At 66.6% G+C, this 16,400-nt stretch carries 15 protein-coding genes; 4 read left to right on the forward strand and 11 right to left on the reverse strand.

The features are described 5' to 3' along the window. Nucleotides 1–33 precede the first annotated feature (33 nt). The gene (locus B9Z03_RS05965) at nucleotides 34–1,902 is read left to right on the forward strand and encodes a cation:proton antiporter domain-containing protein (RefSeq protein ID WP_085463350.1); all 1,869 of its coding nucleotides are present in this window, start codon (nucleotides 34–36) and stop codon (nucleotides 1,900–1,902) included. On the opposite strand, the gene B9Z03_RS05970 is transcribed toward B9Z03_RS05965, so the two are convergent. Both B9Z03_RS05970 and B9Z03_RS05975 read right to left on the reverse strand, forming a co-directional pair. Then, a complete protein-coding gene (locus B9Z03_RS05970) occupies nucleotides 1,903–2,637 on the reverse strand; it encodes an SDR family NAD(P)-dependent oxidoreductase (RefSeq protein WP_432416988.1) in 735 nt (244 codons plus the stop codon). A 69-nt stretch (nucleotides 2,638–2,706) separates the two neighbouring features. Continuing rightward, a complete protein-coding gene (locus tag B9Z03_RS05975) occupies nucleotides 2,707–4,914 on the reverse strand; it encodes a transglycosylase domain-containing protein (protein WP_085463352.1) in 2,208 nt (735 codons plus the stop codon). A 306-nt stretch (nucleotides 4,915–5,220) separates the two neighbouring features. Here B9Z03_RS05975 and B9Z03_RS05980 point away from each other — a divergent pair, with 306 nt between their 5' ends. Next, a complete protein-coding gene (locus B9Z03_RS05980) occupies nucleotides 5,221–5,730 on the forward strand; it encodes a hypothetical protein (protein ID WP_085463353.1) in 510 nt (169 codons plus the stop codon). A 128-nt stretch (nucleotides 5,731–5,858) separates the two neighbouring features. Here B9Z03_RS05980 and B9Z03_RS05985 read toward each other — a convergent pair whose 3' ends face one another. The 3 genes from B9Z03_RS05985 to rnk form a co-directional block, all read right to left on the reverse strand. After that, a complete protein-coding gene (locus B9Z03_RS05985; protein WP_085463354.1) occupies nucleotides 5,859–6,851 on the reverse strand; it encodes a Gfo/Idh/MocA family protein in 993 nt (330 codons plus the stop codon). Nucleotides 6,852–6,950: 99 nt separating this feature from the next. Continuing rightward, the gene (locus B9Z03_RS05990) at nucleotides 6,951–7,466 is read right to left on the reverse strand and encodes a hypothetical protein (RefSeq protein WP_085463355.1); all 516 of its coding nucleotides are present in this window, start codon (nucleotides 7,464–7,466) and stop codon (nucleotides 6,951–6,953) included. A 184-nt stretch (nucleotides 7,467–7,650) separates the two neighbouring features. Further along, on the reverse strand, nucleotides 7,651–8,082 hold the full coding sequence (gene rnk, locus B9Z03_RS05995) for a nucleoside diphosphate kinase regulator (protein WP_244561670.1): 432 nt from the start codon (nucleotides 8,080–8,082) through the stop codon (nucleotides 7,651–7,653). Between the two features lie 239 nt (nucleotides 8,083–8,321). Between rnk and B9Z03_RS06000 the strand changes: the two genes are divergently transcribed. After that, entirely contained in the window at nucleotides 8,322–9,317 is a 996-nt protein-coding gene (locus tag B9Z03_RS06000) for an aldo/keto reductase (RefSeq protein ID WP_085463356.1), read from the forward strand. 3 nt (nucleotides 9,318–9,320) lie between these two features. Here B9Z03_RS06000 and B9Z03_RS06005 read toward each other — a convergent pair whose 3' ends face one another. Further along, a complete protein-coding gene (locus B9Z03_RS06005) occupies nucleotides 9,321–10,286 on the reverse strand; it encodes a Tim44 domain-containing protein (protein ID WP_085463357.1) in 966 nt (321 codons plus the stop codon). A gap of 442 nt (nucleotides 10,287–10,728) precedes the next feature. Between B9Z03_RS06005 and B9Z03_RS06010 the strand changes: the two genes are divergently transcribed. After that, complete coding sequence (locus tag B9Z03_RS06010) at nucleotides 10,729–11,169, forward strand: hypothetical protein (RefSeq protein ID WP_085463358.1); 441 nt, start codon at nucleotides 10,729–10,731, stop codon at nucleotides 11,167–11,169. A gap of 343 nt (nucleotides 11,170–11,512) precedes the next feature. Here B9Z03_RS06010 and pheT read toward each other — a convergent pair whose 3' ends face one another. Genes pheT through B9Z03_RS06035 form a run of 5 tightly spaced genes read right to left on the reverse strand, consistent with a single transcriptional unit; the run spans nucleotide 11,513 to nucleotide 16,388 of the window. Beyond that, nucleotides 11,513–13,918 carry a phenylalanine--tRNA ligase subunit beta gene (pheT, locus tag B9Z03_RS06015; protein ID WP_085463359.1) on the reverse strand — a complete coding sequence of 802 codons (2,406 nt, stop codon included), beginning with the start codon at nucleotides 13,916–13,918 and terminating at the stop codon, nucleotides 11,513–11,515. Nucleotides 13,919–13,933: 15 nt separating this feature from the next. Further along, nucleotides 13,934–14,212 (reverse strand): DUF2442 domain-containing protein, encoded by a 279-nt coding sequence (locus B9Z03_RS06020; protein WP_085463360.1) that lies wholly within the window; start codon nucleotides 14,210–14,212, stop codon nucleotides 13,934–13,936. Beyond that, entirely contained in the window at nucleotides 14,196–14,429 is a 234-nt protein-coding gene (locus tag B9Z03_RS06025) for a DUF4160 domain-containing protein (RefSeq protein WP_085463361.1), read from the reverse strand. Before B9Z03_RS06025 ends, B9Z03_RS06020 begins: the two co-directional genes overlap by 17 nt. 2 nt (nucleotides 14,430–14,431) lie before the next feature. Then, entirely contained in the window at nucleotides 14,432–15,517 is a 1,086-nt protein-coding gene (pheS, locus tag B9Z03_RS06030; RefSeq protein ID WP_085463362.1) for a phenylalanine--tRNA ligase subunit alpha, read from the reverse strand. Next, nucleotides 15,510–16,388 carry a BUD32 family EKC/KEOPS complex subunit gene (locus tag B9Z03_RS06035; RefSeq protein WP_085463363.1) on the reverse strand — a complete coding sequence of 293 codons (879 nt, stop codon included), beginning with the start codon at nucleotides 16,386–16,388 and terminating at the stop codon, nucleotides 15,510–15,512. The genes pheS and B9Z03_RS06035 overlap by 8 nt, the downstream gene beginning before the upstream one ends. Nucleotides 16,389–16,400: the final 12 nt, after the last annotated feature.

A 16,400-nucleotide genomic window follows, 5' to 3' on the forward strand; every position in this document is an offset into this window, starting at 1 on the left:
TTTTTCGCTGCTCATTTTTTCGAGGCTTGCCGCATGCTGCATGAAATGCCCCTCATCGCCACGATCGTCGCAGGCCTGGGGTTGGCATTCGTGTTCGGCGCCATTGCCAACCGGCTCAAGATTCCGCCTCTGGTCGGATATCTGGTCGCGGGCGTGCTCGTGGGCCCGTATACGCCCGGCTTCGTCGCCGACCAGAGCCTGGCGACGGAACTCGCCGAGCTTGGCGTCATCCTGCTGATGTTCGGCGTCGGCCTGCATTTCTCGCTCAAGGATCTCCTGTCCGTGCGCGCGATCGCGGTGCCGGGCGCCGTGGTACAGATCGGCTTCGCCACCTTGCTCGGCATGGGGCTCGCCTGGCTGATGGGATGGGATCTCGGCGCCGGCCTCGTGTTCGGCCTGGCGCTGTCCGTCGCCTCGACCGTGGTGCTGCTGCGCGCCCTGCAGGAGCGCCGCATCCTTGAGACGGAGCGCGGACGCATCGCCGTCGGCTGGCTGATCGTCGAGGACCTCGCCATGGTGCTGGCGCTCGTGCTGCTGCCGGCGCTGGCGGGCGTGCTGGGCGGCAACGGCGCCACCGCGACGGTTGTGGATCACCCTCCGTCCGTCCTCTCGGATCTGTTTGGAGCGAGCGTCACCGGCGTCATCGCCCTGACCGTCGCCAAGGTCGCCGCCTTCGTGATCCTCATGCTCGTGGTCGGGCGCAAGGTCATTCCGTGGATCCTGCATTACGTCGCCCACACCGGCTCGCGCGAGCTGTTCCGCCTGGCGGTGCTGGCGATCGCGCTGGGCGTCGCCTACGGCGCAGCGCAGCTCTTCGACGTGTCGCTGGCACTCGGTGCCTTCTTCGCCGGCATGATCATGAGCGAGTCGGAACTGTCGCATCAGGCGGCCGAGGAATCGCTGCCGTTGCGCGACGCCTTCTCCGTTCTTTTCTTCGTGTCGGTCGGCATGCTGTTCGACCCATACAGCCTGATGGAGAGCCCGCTGCCGGTGCTGGCGACGTTGTTCATCATCGTCATCGGCAAGTCGGTCGCGGCCTTTCTCATCGTCATCGCTTTCCGCTATCCGATCGGCACCGCGCTGGTGATTTCGGCGAGCCTCGCGCAAATTGGCGAGTTCTCCTTCATCCTGGCCGAGCTCGGGGTTGGGCTGGGCCTGCTGCCGGAACAGGGGCGCGACCTGATCCTCGCCGGAGCCATCCTGTCGATCGTGCTCAACCCTGTGGTGTTCGCCGCCGTCGACTGGCTGAGGCCGCGCCTCGAAAAGCGAGCGGCCGCGGTCCAGCCTGCGCCGCAGCCCGTTGGGCCGCCTGCTCCGGGAACGCCGGAGGAGCCGGCTCCCGCGCCGGCCGAGGTGGTCGATCCCGAGCAGGCGCCCGACACGACGACGCTCACCGACCATACGATCCTCGTCGGCTACGGCCGCGTCGGCAGCCTGACCGGCAGGGCGTTGCGGGATGCCGGCTCGGCCGTTCTGGTGATCGAGGATTCCGACAAGGCCGCCGAAAAGATCCGCAATGACGGCATCGAGGTGATCAACGGCAACGCGGCCCGCGCCGACGTGCTGGCGGCGGCCAACCCCGCCGGGGCCAGGCGCATCATCCTGGCGATCCCCAACGCCTTCGAGGCTGGACCCGTGGTGACGCGCGCCAAGGCGGCGAACCCCGATATCAGGGTGATCGCTCGCGCGCATTCGGATGCCGAGGTGGAGCACCTGAAAGGGCTCGGCGCCGACCATGTCATCATGGGTGAGCGCGAGATCGCGCGCGGCATGGTCGAGCAGGTGCTTGGCACGCCGGCTGCATTGGCGAAGGAGCCGGACAGCGACGTGCTGCCGACGACCAGGCTCGACACGCCTCCGGTCTCGCCGCCGAAGCCCGCGGACGAGGGCGATAAGCCCTGATCAGACGTGCTGACCGCCGTTGATGTGGATCTCGCTGCCCGTTACGTAGGACGCCTGGTTCGAGCACAGGAAGTAAATGATGTCCGCCACTTCCGACGTGGCGCCCAGGCGGCGTAGCGGGATGGTCTCGACGATCTTGTCGGTGCCGGGGGAGAGGATCGCCGTGTCGATCTCGCCCGGCGCGATCGCGTTGACGCGGATGCCGTGCGGGCCGAAGTCGGCTGCCATCTCGCGTGTCAGCGAACCGAGCGCTGCCTTCGACGTCGCATAGGACGTCCCGGCGAAGGGGTGCACTCGCGTGCCGGCGATCGAGGTCACGTTGACGATCGAGCCCTGCGCTGCGGCCAGTTCCTTGAACAGGCCGCGGGCGAGCATGATCGGGGCGAAGAAATTCACCTGGAACACGTCGCGCCAGACATGCATCGGCGTGTCAAGCGAGTTCATCCGCCCGCCGTCCTTGAGCTTGGGTGAGATGCCGGCATTATTGACGAGCGCGTGCAGCTGGCCGCCGTTCGTCTCCAGGCGGTGGCGGATTTCGGAGACGGCGATTCCGACATCCTCCTGGTCCGACAGGTCGACCTTGATGTGGTCGTCGGGGCCTGCGGGCCAGGGACAGTCCTCGGAGAAGGCCTGGCGCGAACAGGTGATGACGCGCCATCCTTCGCGGGAGAAGCGCTTCACCGTCGCATGGCCGATGCCACGGCTGGCGCCGGTCAGGACAAGGGTCTTTCGCATCGCATCCGCCATCGGGAGCCTCCGCTGCGCTATGTAGCGGAGGACTTCGTTCTTAGCGAGAGGGACGGTTCAGTTTCCGAGGATGACGTCGAGGATCGACTTCTCGCGCCGGACCGGCTGGCCGCCGACCTCGCCGGGCGGCACCGGGCGCCGGATCGACGACACCTGCCCTCCGTCGGGGCGCGGATTGAAGCCGCCGGCCATCTCGGGCGCGGCCGTCTCGACCGCGGCCGCCGGTGGAGGCGCCGCCGCCACCGGCTGCTCCTCGCCCGACACGGGCGGCGAGGACGGCGTGTAGAGCTCGATGTCGGGAAGCTGGCGCACCGGAACGCCCTCGTGCGCCGCCTGCATGAACGTCTTCCAGGCAATTGCCGGCAGCGAGCCGCCGGTGATGTTCTTGGTCGGCTTGCCGTCGTCGTTGCCGAACCACACGCCGGTGGTCAGGTTGGACGTGTAGCCGACGAACCAGGCGTCACGCGACTGCTGGCTGGTACCGGTCTTGCCGGCGGCGGGCCAGCCGAACGCTGCCTTCCTCGCGGTGCCGATCGCCAGCGTCTCCGTCATCATCCGGTTCATCATGCCGACGATCTCCGGCTTCACGACGCGCGGAGCGGAGTTGGCCTGGTACTGGTAGAGCACTTTGCCGTTGATGTCGGTGACCCGGCTGATGAAATGCACCTCGGGCCGGTATCCGCCATTGGCGAAGGGCACGAAGGCGGCCGTCAGCTCCAGCGGCGTCACCTCGGACGTGCCGAGCGCGATCGACGTGTTGGCCTGCAGCTTCGATTCGATGCCCAGCCGCTGCGCGGTCTGCACCACCGTCTCGGGACCGACCTCCATGACGAGCTGCGCCGAGACCGAATTGAGCGACTTCGCCAGCGCCTCGGTGAGCGTCACGCGGCCGAGATACTTGCCCTTGTAGTTCTCCGGCGTCCACTTGCCGATCTTGATCGGCGCGTCGTTGCGGATCGAGTCCGGCGTGCGGCCGGCTTCGAGCGCGGCGAGGTAGACGAACGGCTTGAAGGCCGAGCCCGGCTGGCGGCGCGCCTCGGAGGCGCGGTCGAACTGGCTGTTGGCGTAGTCGGCGCCGCCGACCATCGCGCGCACCGCGCCCGAATTGTCGATCGAGACCAGCGCGCCCTGGCTGACCTGCAGCTTCTGGCCGTTCTCCTCGATGAGCTTGCGGATGGACTCCTCGGCGAGCTTCTGCAGCGTGAGGTCCACGGTGGTATCGACCACGATGTCGGTCTGGATTTCGCCGACGAGGCCGGGCAGTTCTTCCATGATCCGGTCGGCGACATAGTTCTCCGCGCCGGTCCAATAGGCGGCCGCGCGGGTGGCGGGCGCGCTCATGGCGAAGGCGAGCTCCTTCGAGCCGATCATGCCTTCTTCGCTCATGGCGGCGAGCACCACCTGGGCGCGCGCCTCGGCGGCCTTCGGGTCGCGGGCGGGCGACAGGCGCGACGGCGCCTTGAGCAGGCCGGCCAGAAGTGCGGCCTCCGACAGCGTCACGTTGCGGGCGGACTTGCCGAAATAGCGCCGGGACGCCGATTCCACGCCATAGGCGCCGGAGCCGAAATAGACCCGGTTGAGGTACATCTCGAGGATCTGGTCCTTGCTGTACTCATGCTCCAGCCAGAAGGCGAGCAGCACCTCCTGCACCTTGCGCTCCAGCGTGCGGTCGGGCTTGAGGAACAGGTTCTTGGCAAGCTGCTGGGTGATCGTTGAGCCGCCCTGCACAAAGCGGCCCTGCATCAGGTTGGTGACGACTGCGCGCCCAAGGCCGAGCGGATCGACGCCGAAATGCGAGCGGAAGCGGCGGTCCTCGATCGCGATCAGCGCCTGGGGAATGTAGGGCGACATCTCCGACAGCGACAGCGCCTCGCCGCCGGTCATGCCGCGATTGGCGAGCAACTGGTCGTCGGCGGAAACGATCTTCACGTTGGGTGGACGGTCGGGCACGGTCCAGGTGATCGCGCTCGGCATTCGCGCGCCGTAATAGGCGACAATACCGGCGACGCCGATACCGCCCCACAGCGCCAGCACCAGCGACCAGTAGACCAGCGAGCCGAACATGCCGAAGCCACGCCGGGCGCGGGAGCGCGAACGGCCCCTGGCGGCGGGTTCGCGCGCTGGCTTTGCCGGCTTCTTCGCGCGTTTGGCCGAGGGAACGACGCGATCGTCCTCGCTCAGCGACAGTCCATCGCCGCCGCCGCGCTTGGGTGCCGGGCCGTCGAAGCTCGGCTCGATCCGCGTGTCACGTCCCCGTTTCGCCATGCCTCGCCGCGCTCGCTCCGTTATCCGTGGCGTTCGGATGGACACTAAATGCGGCGCTTTAAGGGGGGGTTAAGCTGCCAAACGGGAAATCGTAGGCGGCACAGGTAGTTATGAACGATACGGTACCGCCCCCGTCACCGCTCCGTTCCTCCCAGGCCGCCTTTGCCCCGCTGCCCTTGACCGGGCATGGGGGCTTTTTTGCGTTCGCGCCAAAGCGACAGAGGTTGCGGTTTCGTCTTCGGGAGGTTTGTATCGCAATACTCTTCCGCAACGGAAGGATTTGCCAGTCAAACTCAGGAGACACCCATGAAGGCTCTCGTATCTGCTGCCGCCGTCGCAACTCTTCTGGCCCTGCCAGCGTCAGCACAGGACCGACCCGCCACATTGGGCATTGGCGCCGCTCCGATGGCGAGTGTCGATCCTCAGATGATGATCTATCGCGTGGCTGGAGTAACCAATAGCACCCATACGACAGCGGCCGGCATCGCGACTAGCTTCCAATGCTATAACAACAGCTCTGTGACTGAGAATGTTAGAATCAGAATACTAAATTCTAGTGGTATAGTTAAAGCTGATTTGAATTTCTATATACCTCCAAAGAAAACCTATACGGCGTCTACGCACAACACTAGTGTGTTTTATGAAGAAATCATATTGACTTCGGGCACCTCGATTTCGCAAGGCGCTGCGGCGATCATCGCCACTAACAGGGACATTTATTGCTCGGCGATGATTGTGGATGCAGCGGCGACGATCCCCAACGGCATCGCGCTTCACATGGTCCGATTCAATCCTCAGCCCGGTTCTGTCGAATAGGATCGGACGCCGCTTGAACCGGACGTTTCGGTCTCAGATCAGCAGAGGCGGGTCATTTTGCGTTTGGAACCCGCCTTCGCGCCGGCCAGTTGCTGGGGCTGGAAACGTAGCCGGGAACCGGCGGTCGTCTAGACCTGCACGCTCTCCCAGCCGTCATGGGCGCCGGCGCGGAAGACGGCGTCGATCAGCTTCTGGTTCTTCACCGAATCTTCGAGCGTGAAGATCGAGACGTCTTCGCCCTGTGCCTTCTTCGCGAAGGCCTCGACTTCCAGCCTATACTGCTGCGTGCCGGGGAAGCGGAAGACCGTCGCCTCGGTGTGACGCTGGTTGTGCAGTTCCACCTGATGATGCTCGTAGAGCCCGGCATTGAAGGGCGAACGGATCTCGATGAAGCCCTCGTCGCCGTGGAAGACCATGAGCTGGCGCGCCGCCATCTGGGTGGAAAGGTAGAAGGTGAGCTCGAAGGCGCCGAAATCGGCCTTGACCGAGGAGTAGACGTCGGTGCCGAAGGTGGCGTCGCGCGCGACGCGGGCCTGCACGCGCAGTGGCTCCTTGCCGGTCGCGATGCGGGTGGTGACGGTCGGGTAGACGCCGATGTCGGGCAGCGCGCCGCCGCCGAGATCGAGCCTGTTGCGCATGTTGGCGGCGTCCTTGTTGAAATAGGTGAAGGCGCCCTGCACGTGGCGCAGCCGCCCGATCCGTCCCTCCTCGATCAGCTCGCGCACCTTCGCCCACTGCGGATGGTAATGGACCATGAAGGCTTCGGAGACGACGACGCCGTTGCGGTCGCGCGCCGCGATGACCTGCGCGATGTCGTCGGCCTTCAGCGCCAGCGGCTTCTCGACCAGCACGTGCTTGCCGGCATCCGCCGCCTTCACCGCCCATTCGACATGCTTCGAGGTAGGCAGGGGAATGTAGACGCCGTCCACGACGTCGGAAGCCAGCAAATCTTCATAGGAACCGAAGGCGTGCGGAGCGTTGAACCGATCGGCGAGCGCCTCCGCCTTCTCCAGGTCGCGGCTCGCGACGGCGGCGAGCACGCCGTTCTCGGAATCCGCGATCGCCGGCAGCACGTGCTCGCGGCCGATCTTCGCCGTCGACAATACACCCCAGCGGAACATGGCTTGCTCTCCGTGACCGGCCGCGCCGTCGAACCGGCACGGCCTCTTCAGCCGTTCTAGCCAAAGGCGGCGGGCCGGGGAAGCCATTTGCGGGCGTCGTCAGGCTGCCTGCGGGCCGGGATCGTCGCCGTCTGGGGCATCCCTGCCGGAGCGGCGCATCCGCAGCGGCAGGACATTGGAGGCGTGAAGCAGGCCGGCCGGACGCCGCAATGCAAGATTTGCCTCCGCCTCCGGTTGCGACAGCACCGTATCGACATAGAGGCGCTCGCTCTCGGTGTCCGAAACCGGCACGTCCACGCTCTCGCCCTCGGACATGCCGAGCAGCGCGAGGCCGCGCAGCGAGTGGATCGACACGGCGAAGGCCGGCAGGTCCTCGATCTCGCCCTGGACAACGAGGTGTGGGCCGGCGACGGCAGTGCCGACGCTGTAGGCGACGCTGCTGTTGAGCGTCACTGTGTCGGGCGGAATGTCGTCGCGGAGGTAGATCGCGCTCGAATCGACCTTGCGGCGCAGCAGCGCTGCAAAGTGGCGGCACGAGCCGTTGTAGCGCGAAAGCATGGTTTCGAGGATCGCGATATCCTTCGTGGTGATCCTGCTGATCGGTATGCCGGGCATGGCTATTCTCCCCAGGGCGGTCGGGCCGCCGGAACGGTTGCGTGGAGAGTTCCCCTGACCGGCGTTGCCGGCCAGGGGTCAGGAGCCTGCGATCAGCGAACCCGCATGGTCGAGGAAACGCCGCCGCCGCATGGCGCGGACGGGTCTGCGGAGTCCTCGCATTGGGGGGAGAACGGTCACGGCGTCATTCGGCGGCCGGGACGACGGTGTCGATGGTCAGGCGGTGCGACCTGCGGTCGTTGGAGGTCATCTCCATCGTCTGGCCGGCCGACAGGCCGAGCATCGCCACGCCCACCGGCGTGAGCACCGAGATCCGGCCCACGCCGACATCGGCGTCCGCCGGATAGACGAGCGTCACCCGGCGCGGCGCGCCGTCGTCGAGGCGAAATTCCACCGTGCGCCCGATCTGCACGCTGTCGGCCGGAACCGCGCGCTCGTCCCTGACCTTGGCGCGCTCCAGCTCCGCGAGCAGCTCGTCGGCGAGATCGGGATTGCGGTCGATCAGGCCATTCGCCATCTGGACGAGGCGGGTATGGTCGATGCGGTTGACGACGATGGGTGGTTTCTTCATGACGATGCGGTCCGTGTTGCCGAGCGCGCCGGGACGGCCGCGCACTGCAGCCTGCCTCGACGAAATACGATGTGAATGGATGTGAAGAGTTACAGCCCCAGGCCCGGAGCCGTGTCCGAGCTGGGGTCAGCGTCCTGCGATGGGGACGATCCGGAAAACGGTGGTTGCCGTGCGGGTGCTCATATCCTGAACATGGTATGTTCCACGGCAATGTCAAGCCGCAATGGACAGCGGGGCGACCGCCCCCCATATCCGCTCGATCCGCATATCAAGGAGATGACTCTATGAACCGACGCAAGCTGGGCAGTGAACTCGAAGTCTTTCCCGTCGGTCTCGGCTGCATGGGCATGAGCCACGGCTATGGCGGTCAGGAGGAGGCGGACGCGATCCGCACATTGCACCGCGCGGTGGAGCTGGGCGTCGACTTCTTCGACACGGCCGAGGTCTACGGCCCCTTCACCAACGAGGTTCTGGTCGGCAAGGGGCTCAAGCCATTGCGCCACAAGGTCAAGATCGCGACCAAGTTCGGATTCAACGTGGTCGACACTCCGGACGGCCCTGAGGCACGGCCCGGTCTGAACAGTCGGCCCGAACATGTGCGCGCGGTCGCCGAGGCTTCGCTGAAGCGCCTGGGCATCGAGACGATCGACCTGCTCTACCAGCACCGCGTCGATCCGGCGGTGCCGATCGAGGATACGGTCGGCGCGATGGCGGATCTCGTGAAGGAAGGCAAGGTCAGGACGATCGGCCTGTCGGAGGCCAATGCGGCGACAATCCGCCGCGCACATGCCGTGCACCCGGTCGCGGCGGTGCAGAGCGAATATTCGCTGTGGACGCGCGACCCGGAGGCGGAGGTGCTGGCCACCTGCCGCGAGCTCGGCATCGGCTTCGTGCCGTTCAGCCCGCTCGGCCGCGGCTTCCTCACCGGCGCGATCACGTCGGCGGCCCAGCTCGGTCCGAACGACTTCCGCCGCAAGCTGCCGCGCTTCGAGGAGGAGAACATCACGAAGAACCTCGCTGCGGTCGAGAAGCTGAAGGCTCATGCGGCCGCCAAGGGCGTCACCGCCGCGCAGCTTGCCCTCGCCTGGGTGCTCGCTCAGGGCGATTTCATCGTGCCGATCCCCGGCTCGCGCAAGATAGCGAACCTGGAGGCCAACGTGGCCGCCACCTCGATCCCGCTCACCGCGAGCGAGATCGCCGAGATCGGCGCGCTGGTCACGCCGGACCAGGTGTCCGGCGGCCGCTATCCCGAGGAGATGGCGCGGCAGGCGGGACGGTAGCCGTCACGCCTCCTGGATCGCCGAGAGCTTCCAGTCGCCGCCGCGCTCGCGCACGAAGGTCCACAGTTCGGTCGTCTCGGTGAGCTCGTCGTCGCCTTCGACGATCGCGCCGGTGGCACGATCGCGCATGACGTCGACCGACTCGTAGCCGAAGGCCGCGGTCGCATAATCGGTGTCGCCCTCCCGCCAGGCCTCGGCGATGTCGGCGGAGACGAGATGCACGTCGCGCACCTCGTTGCGCAGGCCGCGCTTGGCGTTGTCGGCGAGTTCCTCGGAGAAGTAGGACACCATTTCGGGCGTGCTCAGCCGGCGCAGTGCTGCGTGATCTTCGTCGGCGAACGCCTTCTGCACCTCGGCGAGGCGGCGCTCGAACGTGTCGAGGTCGGCCTTGTCGAGCTGGATGTCCTGCGTGGCAGGAGCGGCGGCACCCCCGCCGATCGGTGGGACGGTGAAGCCCGCGCGGCCGCGCTGCTCAGGTTCCGACGCGTTGCGGGCATGGCCGAAGCCGCCGCCATAGGGCGCGCCGCCGGCGGCCGCCGGCTCGCGGCGCGAGCGCAGCCAGCCGATGACGAAGGAAGCGATCAGCCCGACCAGCAGCAGCTGGACGAGAAAGCCGAGCGCGCCGGCCATGCCGCCGAAACCGTAGCCGAGCAGCATGCCGATCAGGCCGCCGACGAGCAGGCCGCGCATCAGCGAGCCGCCGAAGCCGTTGAACAGGCCTGGACGCTGCTGGCCGACCGTCTGCGGCTGGCGCGTGGCGGTATTGGGCGTCGGCGTCATGGTGCGCTCGACCGGGCCGTTGGGGTTTGGCGCGGTGCGCGTCGGGGCCGGCGCCTGCCAGGTGCGCGTGCCGCGGCTGCCGAACGAGCCGCCGCGACGCGCCTCGGCAAAATCGGTCGAGACGAGCGTGAGGCCCACGAAAAGGCTCATGAAAAGAGCGACGAAGCGAATGCGGCCGAAGCGCACCATGTAACCGTAACCTCCAGTTACCCGCTCCGGATCATGCAAAGCGGGCCCAAGTTCAAACGGTCCGACATCGCGATCGACAGATCGCCAGAGGGGCCCGGCCCGCGACGCTGCATATGGGGAGGTTTGAGAATGTATGCAAGGCGGAACGACGCCTCAGTAGCATTTCCCGGCCGGTGGCGGGCTTCAGCCATGAGCAATGGCGCCCCGATCTCCAGCCCGCCAAGGTCAATCGATCCCGGCTGGCCTTCGGCCGTCGGGATGACGATCGCGAACGGTGTGCGCCGTCTCGAGAGAGCCTCAGCGGTCGGTCCTGGATGCCCATCCGATGGATCGATTTCCGCCCGTTTCCCACTAACCCCTTGTTCCCGTTAGCGCCCCCAGTTTTTCTATCCCCACCCCTCCAGCATGCCCGACACTATGTCCGGTCAAACGGGAGCCGGTGATGGGCTGGAGGGCGAAGGCGGGGAGGAAGCAGGAGGTGTTGGGCCGCATCGTGGCGAGGCTGATCTCGCTCGCCGGGCTTGCCGAACAGGCCGCCGGCCGCTCGCCGTGGGTGCGCTGGCAGGTGCTGTGGGCGCTCTGGCATGCCGATGCCGAGGTCCGGAACCACTTCGCCCATGCCGGCCGCAACGGCACGGGACGGCTCTGGCCGCCGCTGCCCATACTTCGCTACGGCACCGCGCCGGCCGACGCGCTCGACCTCGCCGCGTCGCTGCGCGCGCTGGCGCTGATCGTGCAGGCGATGGCGACGCAGCTCGGCCGCCTGGCGTTTCTGCTCTTCGATCGGACGTCCGGCGACGGCGACCTGTCGCACCTCGCCGGGCTCATGCAAAGGCGTGCAACCGCCGCCGTCTCGCCGGTCGAGCTGCGCGACACGTCCTGAAAGGCGCTTGTCCTGCACTCACGCAAGATAGGTGAATGCCCCAGATCGATCCTGCTTTCGTCCGCGAGAAAGTGCGCTGCGGTCGACGATCTCGCGCGGCCGAAAGAATTGCGTTCCTCTCCCCGTTCACGGGGGTGAGAAGCCGGTCACCGCAGGCGATTCGTCATGCCGGTGGCATGACGAAAGGCTTCGAACGGGTAGGAGCTGCCGCAGGCAGCGGGTCCCGCCTGATGTCCGACAGGACAGTGAGGGGCAGCGTGAACTTTCGAGACATCGCGCTACGCCTCCCATCCGCCGTCCAAGCACCTTTCCCCGCGAGCGGGGAGGAGGAAGGGGTGCCGGCTTATCCCCGCAGCACCCCGCCCGTCTGCTTCTTGACGTTCTCGACGATCCGCCCTGCGAGCGCCTCGAAGTCCTCGTCCGTCAGCGTCTTCTCCACCGGCTGGATGGCGACCTCGATGGCGACCGACTTCTTGCCCTCGCCGATCGCAGCACCCTCGAACACGTCGAAGACGTTGACGCCGGTGATGAGCTTCTTGTCGGCGCCCAGCGCAGCGCGCACCAGCGTGCCGGCCTCGACGGCGCGGTCCACCACGAAGGCAAAGTCGCGCTTTACCGCCTGGAAGGCCGAGAGCTCCAGCTTCGGCTTGGTGCGGGTGGGCTTGGCCTTGGGCTCGGGCACCGCGTCGACGAACACCTCGAAGCCGCACAGCGGTCCGTCGACGTCGAGCGTTTCCAGCGTCTTGGGGTGGAACTCGCCGAAATGGCCGAGCACAGTCTTCGGGCCGAGCTTGATGACGCCAGAGCGGCCGGGGTGATACCAGCCCGGCGCACTGGCCTCGACGGTCAGCCGGTCGATCGGCGCGCCGATGGCTTCGAGCGCGGCGAAGGCGTCCGCCTTGGCGTCGAACACGCCGACAGCGCCGGCATTGCCGGACCAGATGCGGCCCGAACCCTCCAGCTTCGCCGTTCCCCGGCGGATGCCGGCGGCGACGCGGCGCTGCGCGTCGGCCGTATCGCCCTCATAGGTGCCCGACACCTCGAACAGGGCGACGTCGGAGATGCCGCGGTCGGCATTGCGCTGCGCGGCCGCGACCAGCCCCGGCAGCAGCGAGGGGCGCATGTCGGACATGTCGGCGGCGATCGGGTTGGCGAGCTTCAGCGACGGCTGGCCGCCACCGAACGCCTCGGCATGTTTCGCCGGGATGAACGACCAGGTGACCGCCTCCATCATGCCGCGTACGGCAAGCGCCCGGCGCGCGGCGCGGGTGCGGATCTGCAGCGTCGTCAGGATCTTTCCGTTGACGGCGTCGTGGCTGGTCAGCGGCTGCGGCGCGATCTGGTCGACGCCGCGCATGCGCATGACCTCCTCGACGAGATCGGCCTTGCCGTCGATGTCCGGCCGCCACGACGGCGCGGTGACGTCGTAGAAATAGCCGCCGCCTGAGACGACGAAGCCGAGCTTCTCCAGGATCGCCGCACTCTCCTCGCCGGGCACGTCCATGCCGGTGAGGCGCTTGACCTCCAGAACCGGGAACATGATCGGCTTTGGCGAATAGCCGGCATAGCCGACGACTTCCGCATCGGTCGGGGTGCCGCCGCAGATGTCGAGCACGAGCTTGGTCGCGAGATCGAGGCCCGGCACCATGAATTCGGGGTCGACGCCGCGCTCGAACCGGTAGCGCGCATCTGTGATGATGCCGAGCGAGCGTCCGGTGCGGGCGACGTTGAGCGGTGCCCAGAGCGCCGACTCGATCAGCACGTCGGTGGTGTTCTCGTCGCAGCCCGAGTGCTCGCCGCCCATCACGCCGGCGATCGATTCGACGCCGTTGTCGTCGGAGATCACGCACATCTCGGGCGTCAGCTCGTATTCGAACGTGTCGAGCGCGAGCACTTTTTCTCCCGCTGCCGCCCGCCGGACGACGAGGTTGCCGGCGACCTTCTTCGCGTCGAAGACGTGCAGCGGCCGGCCTCGGTCGAAGGTGAGATAGTTGGTGATGTCGACCAGCGCGTTGATGGGGCGCAGCCCGATGGCGATCAGCCGCTGCTGCATCCACTTCGGCGAGGGGCCGTTCTTGACGCCGCGCACCAGCCGCAGCGCGAAGCCGGGGCACAGGTCCGGATCGGCGATCGTCACCTTGACCGGGCATTCGCTGGTGCCGGCGACCGGCGCGACCGGAGGCGTCTTCAGCGTGCCGAGGCCGGAGGCGGCGAGATCGCGGGCAATGCCGTGGATCGAGGTCGCGTCGGGGCGGTTCGGCGTCAGGTTGATCTCGATGACCGGGTCGTCGAGATGCGCGTAGGCGGCGAAAGACTGGCCGACCGGCGCATCCTCAGGCAGGTCGATGATGCCGTTGTGCTCGTCGGAGAGCTGCAGCTCGCGCTCCGAGCACATCATGCCGCGGCTCTCGACGCCGCGGATCTTGCCGACGCCAAGCGTCGTGTCGATGCCGGGGACATAGGTGCCGGGCGCGGCGAACGCGCCAACCAGCCCCGCGCGCGCATTCGGCGCGCCGCAGACGACCTGGATCGGATCGCTCGAGCCGGTATCGACCATCAGCACGCGCAGCTTGTCGGCATCCGGATGTTTCTCGGCGGACAGAACCTTGGCGATCACGAACGGCCTCAGCGCCGCCTTGTCATCGACATGCTCGACCTCGAGGCCGATCGAGGTGAGACGCTCGACGATCTCGGCGAGCGAGGCGTCGGTCTCGAGGTGGTCCTTGAGCCAGGAGAGAGTGAGTTTCATCAGAAGTCTCGATCGTTACTCTGCGGCCACCGACGGGGCGACAGCTCCGCGGGCCTTGCGTCCATTCAGCATTCCGTCGACTGACAGATCTTCGTCCACGTCCGGCCAATGCACCCCATTGAGCATCAGCCTTACATTGTTGCGCTGGGCCGGCGTAGCGTTGAGCAAGCGCGGATACCACCACAACGGTGTCGAAACGTGGCGTCCATCAGACAGCCGAACATGAAGTTCATGAAGATCGCACCATGCCTCCACGGGGCGATCCTTTTCCGGGTAGTCAGGCGAAGAAGTCATTCCATGCCTCCAGAAACTGTCCCTGATGCTCTTCGACTATCGTCATTATACGACGCATGTCCGGTTCGCTGAACCCGCCGCGTTTCGCTATCCGTAGATCCCGAAGCCAGACCTTCGCCTGCGTTCCCTTCCCTTCGACATGAACATGCGGCGGCTCGTTCCAGTCGCCGGAGAAGAAATGGAAGCGAAATCCGGCCTCGATCAGCAGCGTCGGCATAGCTAGCTGCTCAACCCGCCGAACAGCGTCGGCATGTCGAGCGGCCTGAATCCGTAGTGCTGCAGCCAGCGGACGTCGGCGTCGAAGAAGGCGCGCAGATCCGGCATGCCGTATTTCAGCATGGCGATACGGTCGATGCCCATGCCCCAGGCAAAACCCTGGTATTCGTCAGGATCGAGCCCGCCGGCGCGCAGCACGTTGGGGTGGACCATGCCGCAGCCGAGGATCTCCATCCAGTCGGAGCCTTCGCCGAAGCGCACCTCGCCTGGCCGGGAGCGGTCGCACTGGATGTCGACTTCCAGCGACGGCTCGGTGAACGGGAAGAAGGACGGGCGGAAGCGCATCTTCACCTGCGGCACCTCGAAGAAGGCCTTGCAGAACTCCTCCAGCACCCACTTCATGTTGGCGACATTGGCCGACTTGTCGATGACCAGGCCCTCGACCTGGTGGAACATCGGCGAGTGGGTGGCGTCGGAATCCTGCCGGTAGGTCTTGCCCGGGATGACGATGCGGATCGGCGGCTGCTGCGCCTCCATGGTGCGGATCTGCACCGGCGAGGTGTGCGTGCGCAGGAGCTTGCGGTGGCCGTTCTCGTCAGGATTGAAGAAGAACGTGTCGTGCATCTCGCGGGCGGGATGACCGTCGGGGAAGTTGAGCGCGGTGAAGTTGTAGTAGTCGGTCTCGATGTCCGGACCCTCGGCGATCGAGAAGCCGAGGTCGCCGAAGATCGCGGCGATCTCGTCGATCACCTGGCTGATCGGATGGATGCGGCCGCGCTCGGCGGGCGACTGGCGCACCGGCAGCGTCACGTCGACCTTCTCGGCGGCGAGCCGGGCGGTCGTGGCGGCGTCCTTCAACTCAGCCTTGCGGGCGCTCAGCGCCTCGGTGATCCGGTTCTTCAGCCCGTTGATCGCCGGGCCCTTGGTCTGCCGCTCTTCCGGGGTCATCGAACCAAGCGACTTCAGAAGTTCGGAGACCGACCCCTTCTTGCCCATAGCGGCGACCCGCACGGCCTCCAGCGTCGCCTCGTCCGCCGCCTCAGCAATCTGATCGGCGAGCGTCTTTTCGATTGTGTCGATCTCAGTCATGGCTCGATTTCCGCAGTTCGCCGGTCGGGCCCGGCAGGTTCGGATGGGATGCCTCATCCTTGGACAAGGCGGATTTGAGGAAGCTGGTTCCGGCAAGCATGCGCTGCCCGTCACGGCCCAAGAAGCGGCCCGGGATACGCAGCAGCGGGCTGAACAGCGAGAAGAAGCCGACCACGGAGCGCAGCTCGCGGATCACCGCCGGCGGCGCAATCTGGCGATAGGCGGCGAAGGCGCGCTTCGGCGTTTCAGGCCGCAGCGCCTGCCCGGCGATCTGCAGGAACAGCAGCCAGACGTCGCGTGCCTGGGCCGTTTCGAGCGGCATCGAGGCCTCCGGCTCCTCTTCGAAATCGAGGAAGCCGAACATGCGCCCCTTGACCAGCATGTCGCGCGGATGGGGCCTGCCATGGCAGAGGCCCGCGAGATGAACGCGCGCGATGGCTTCGGCGCAGGCGACCAGCATATCGTCGTGGCGCTCGGGGGCGTTGCGCCGAAGGCGGTTGATCTCTTCCTGCACGATCGTTCCGGCATCGCTCATGGCGATCACGTCGCCCTGGCCATAGAAGATCGTCACCGTCGGAAATCCCGCGGCCCGGAAGGCGGCGGCCTTGCGCATCTCGCGCGCGGCGAGACCTGCGGCGGAGGCGGCCGGGGAACTGCGCAGGAAGGGCAGCGGCATGAGCGGCGAGATCACGCGATGCAGCCATTTCGCGGCGCTGCGCGCCTCGACGCCGTAGCGCTTGATCCAGACGGTGCGCCCGTCGACCTCGACGGAGCCGACACGGCTGCGCTCGGACGCGACGACGAGCTTCAGCAGGGCCTCAAGGCCCGCCGGGCTCAGTTCCTCGTCAGTTTCGCTCTGTGTCCTGTCCATCGTTCCGGATAT

The sequence above is a fragment of the Mesorhizobium australicum genome (genome assembly GCF_900177325.1).
In the GTDB taxonomy this organism is placed as follows: domain Bacteria; phylum Pseudomonadota; class Alphaproteobacteria; order Rhizobiales; family Rhizobiaceae; genus Mesorhizobium_A; species Mesorhizobium_A australicum_A.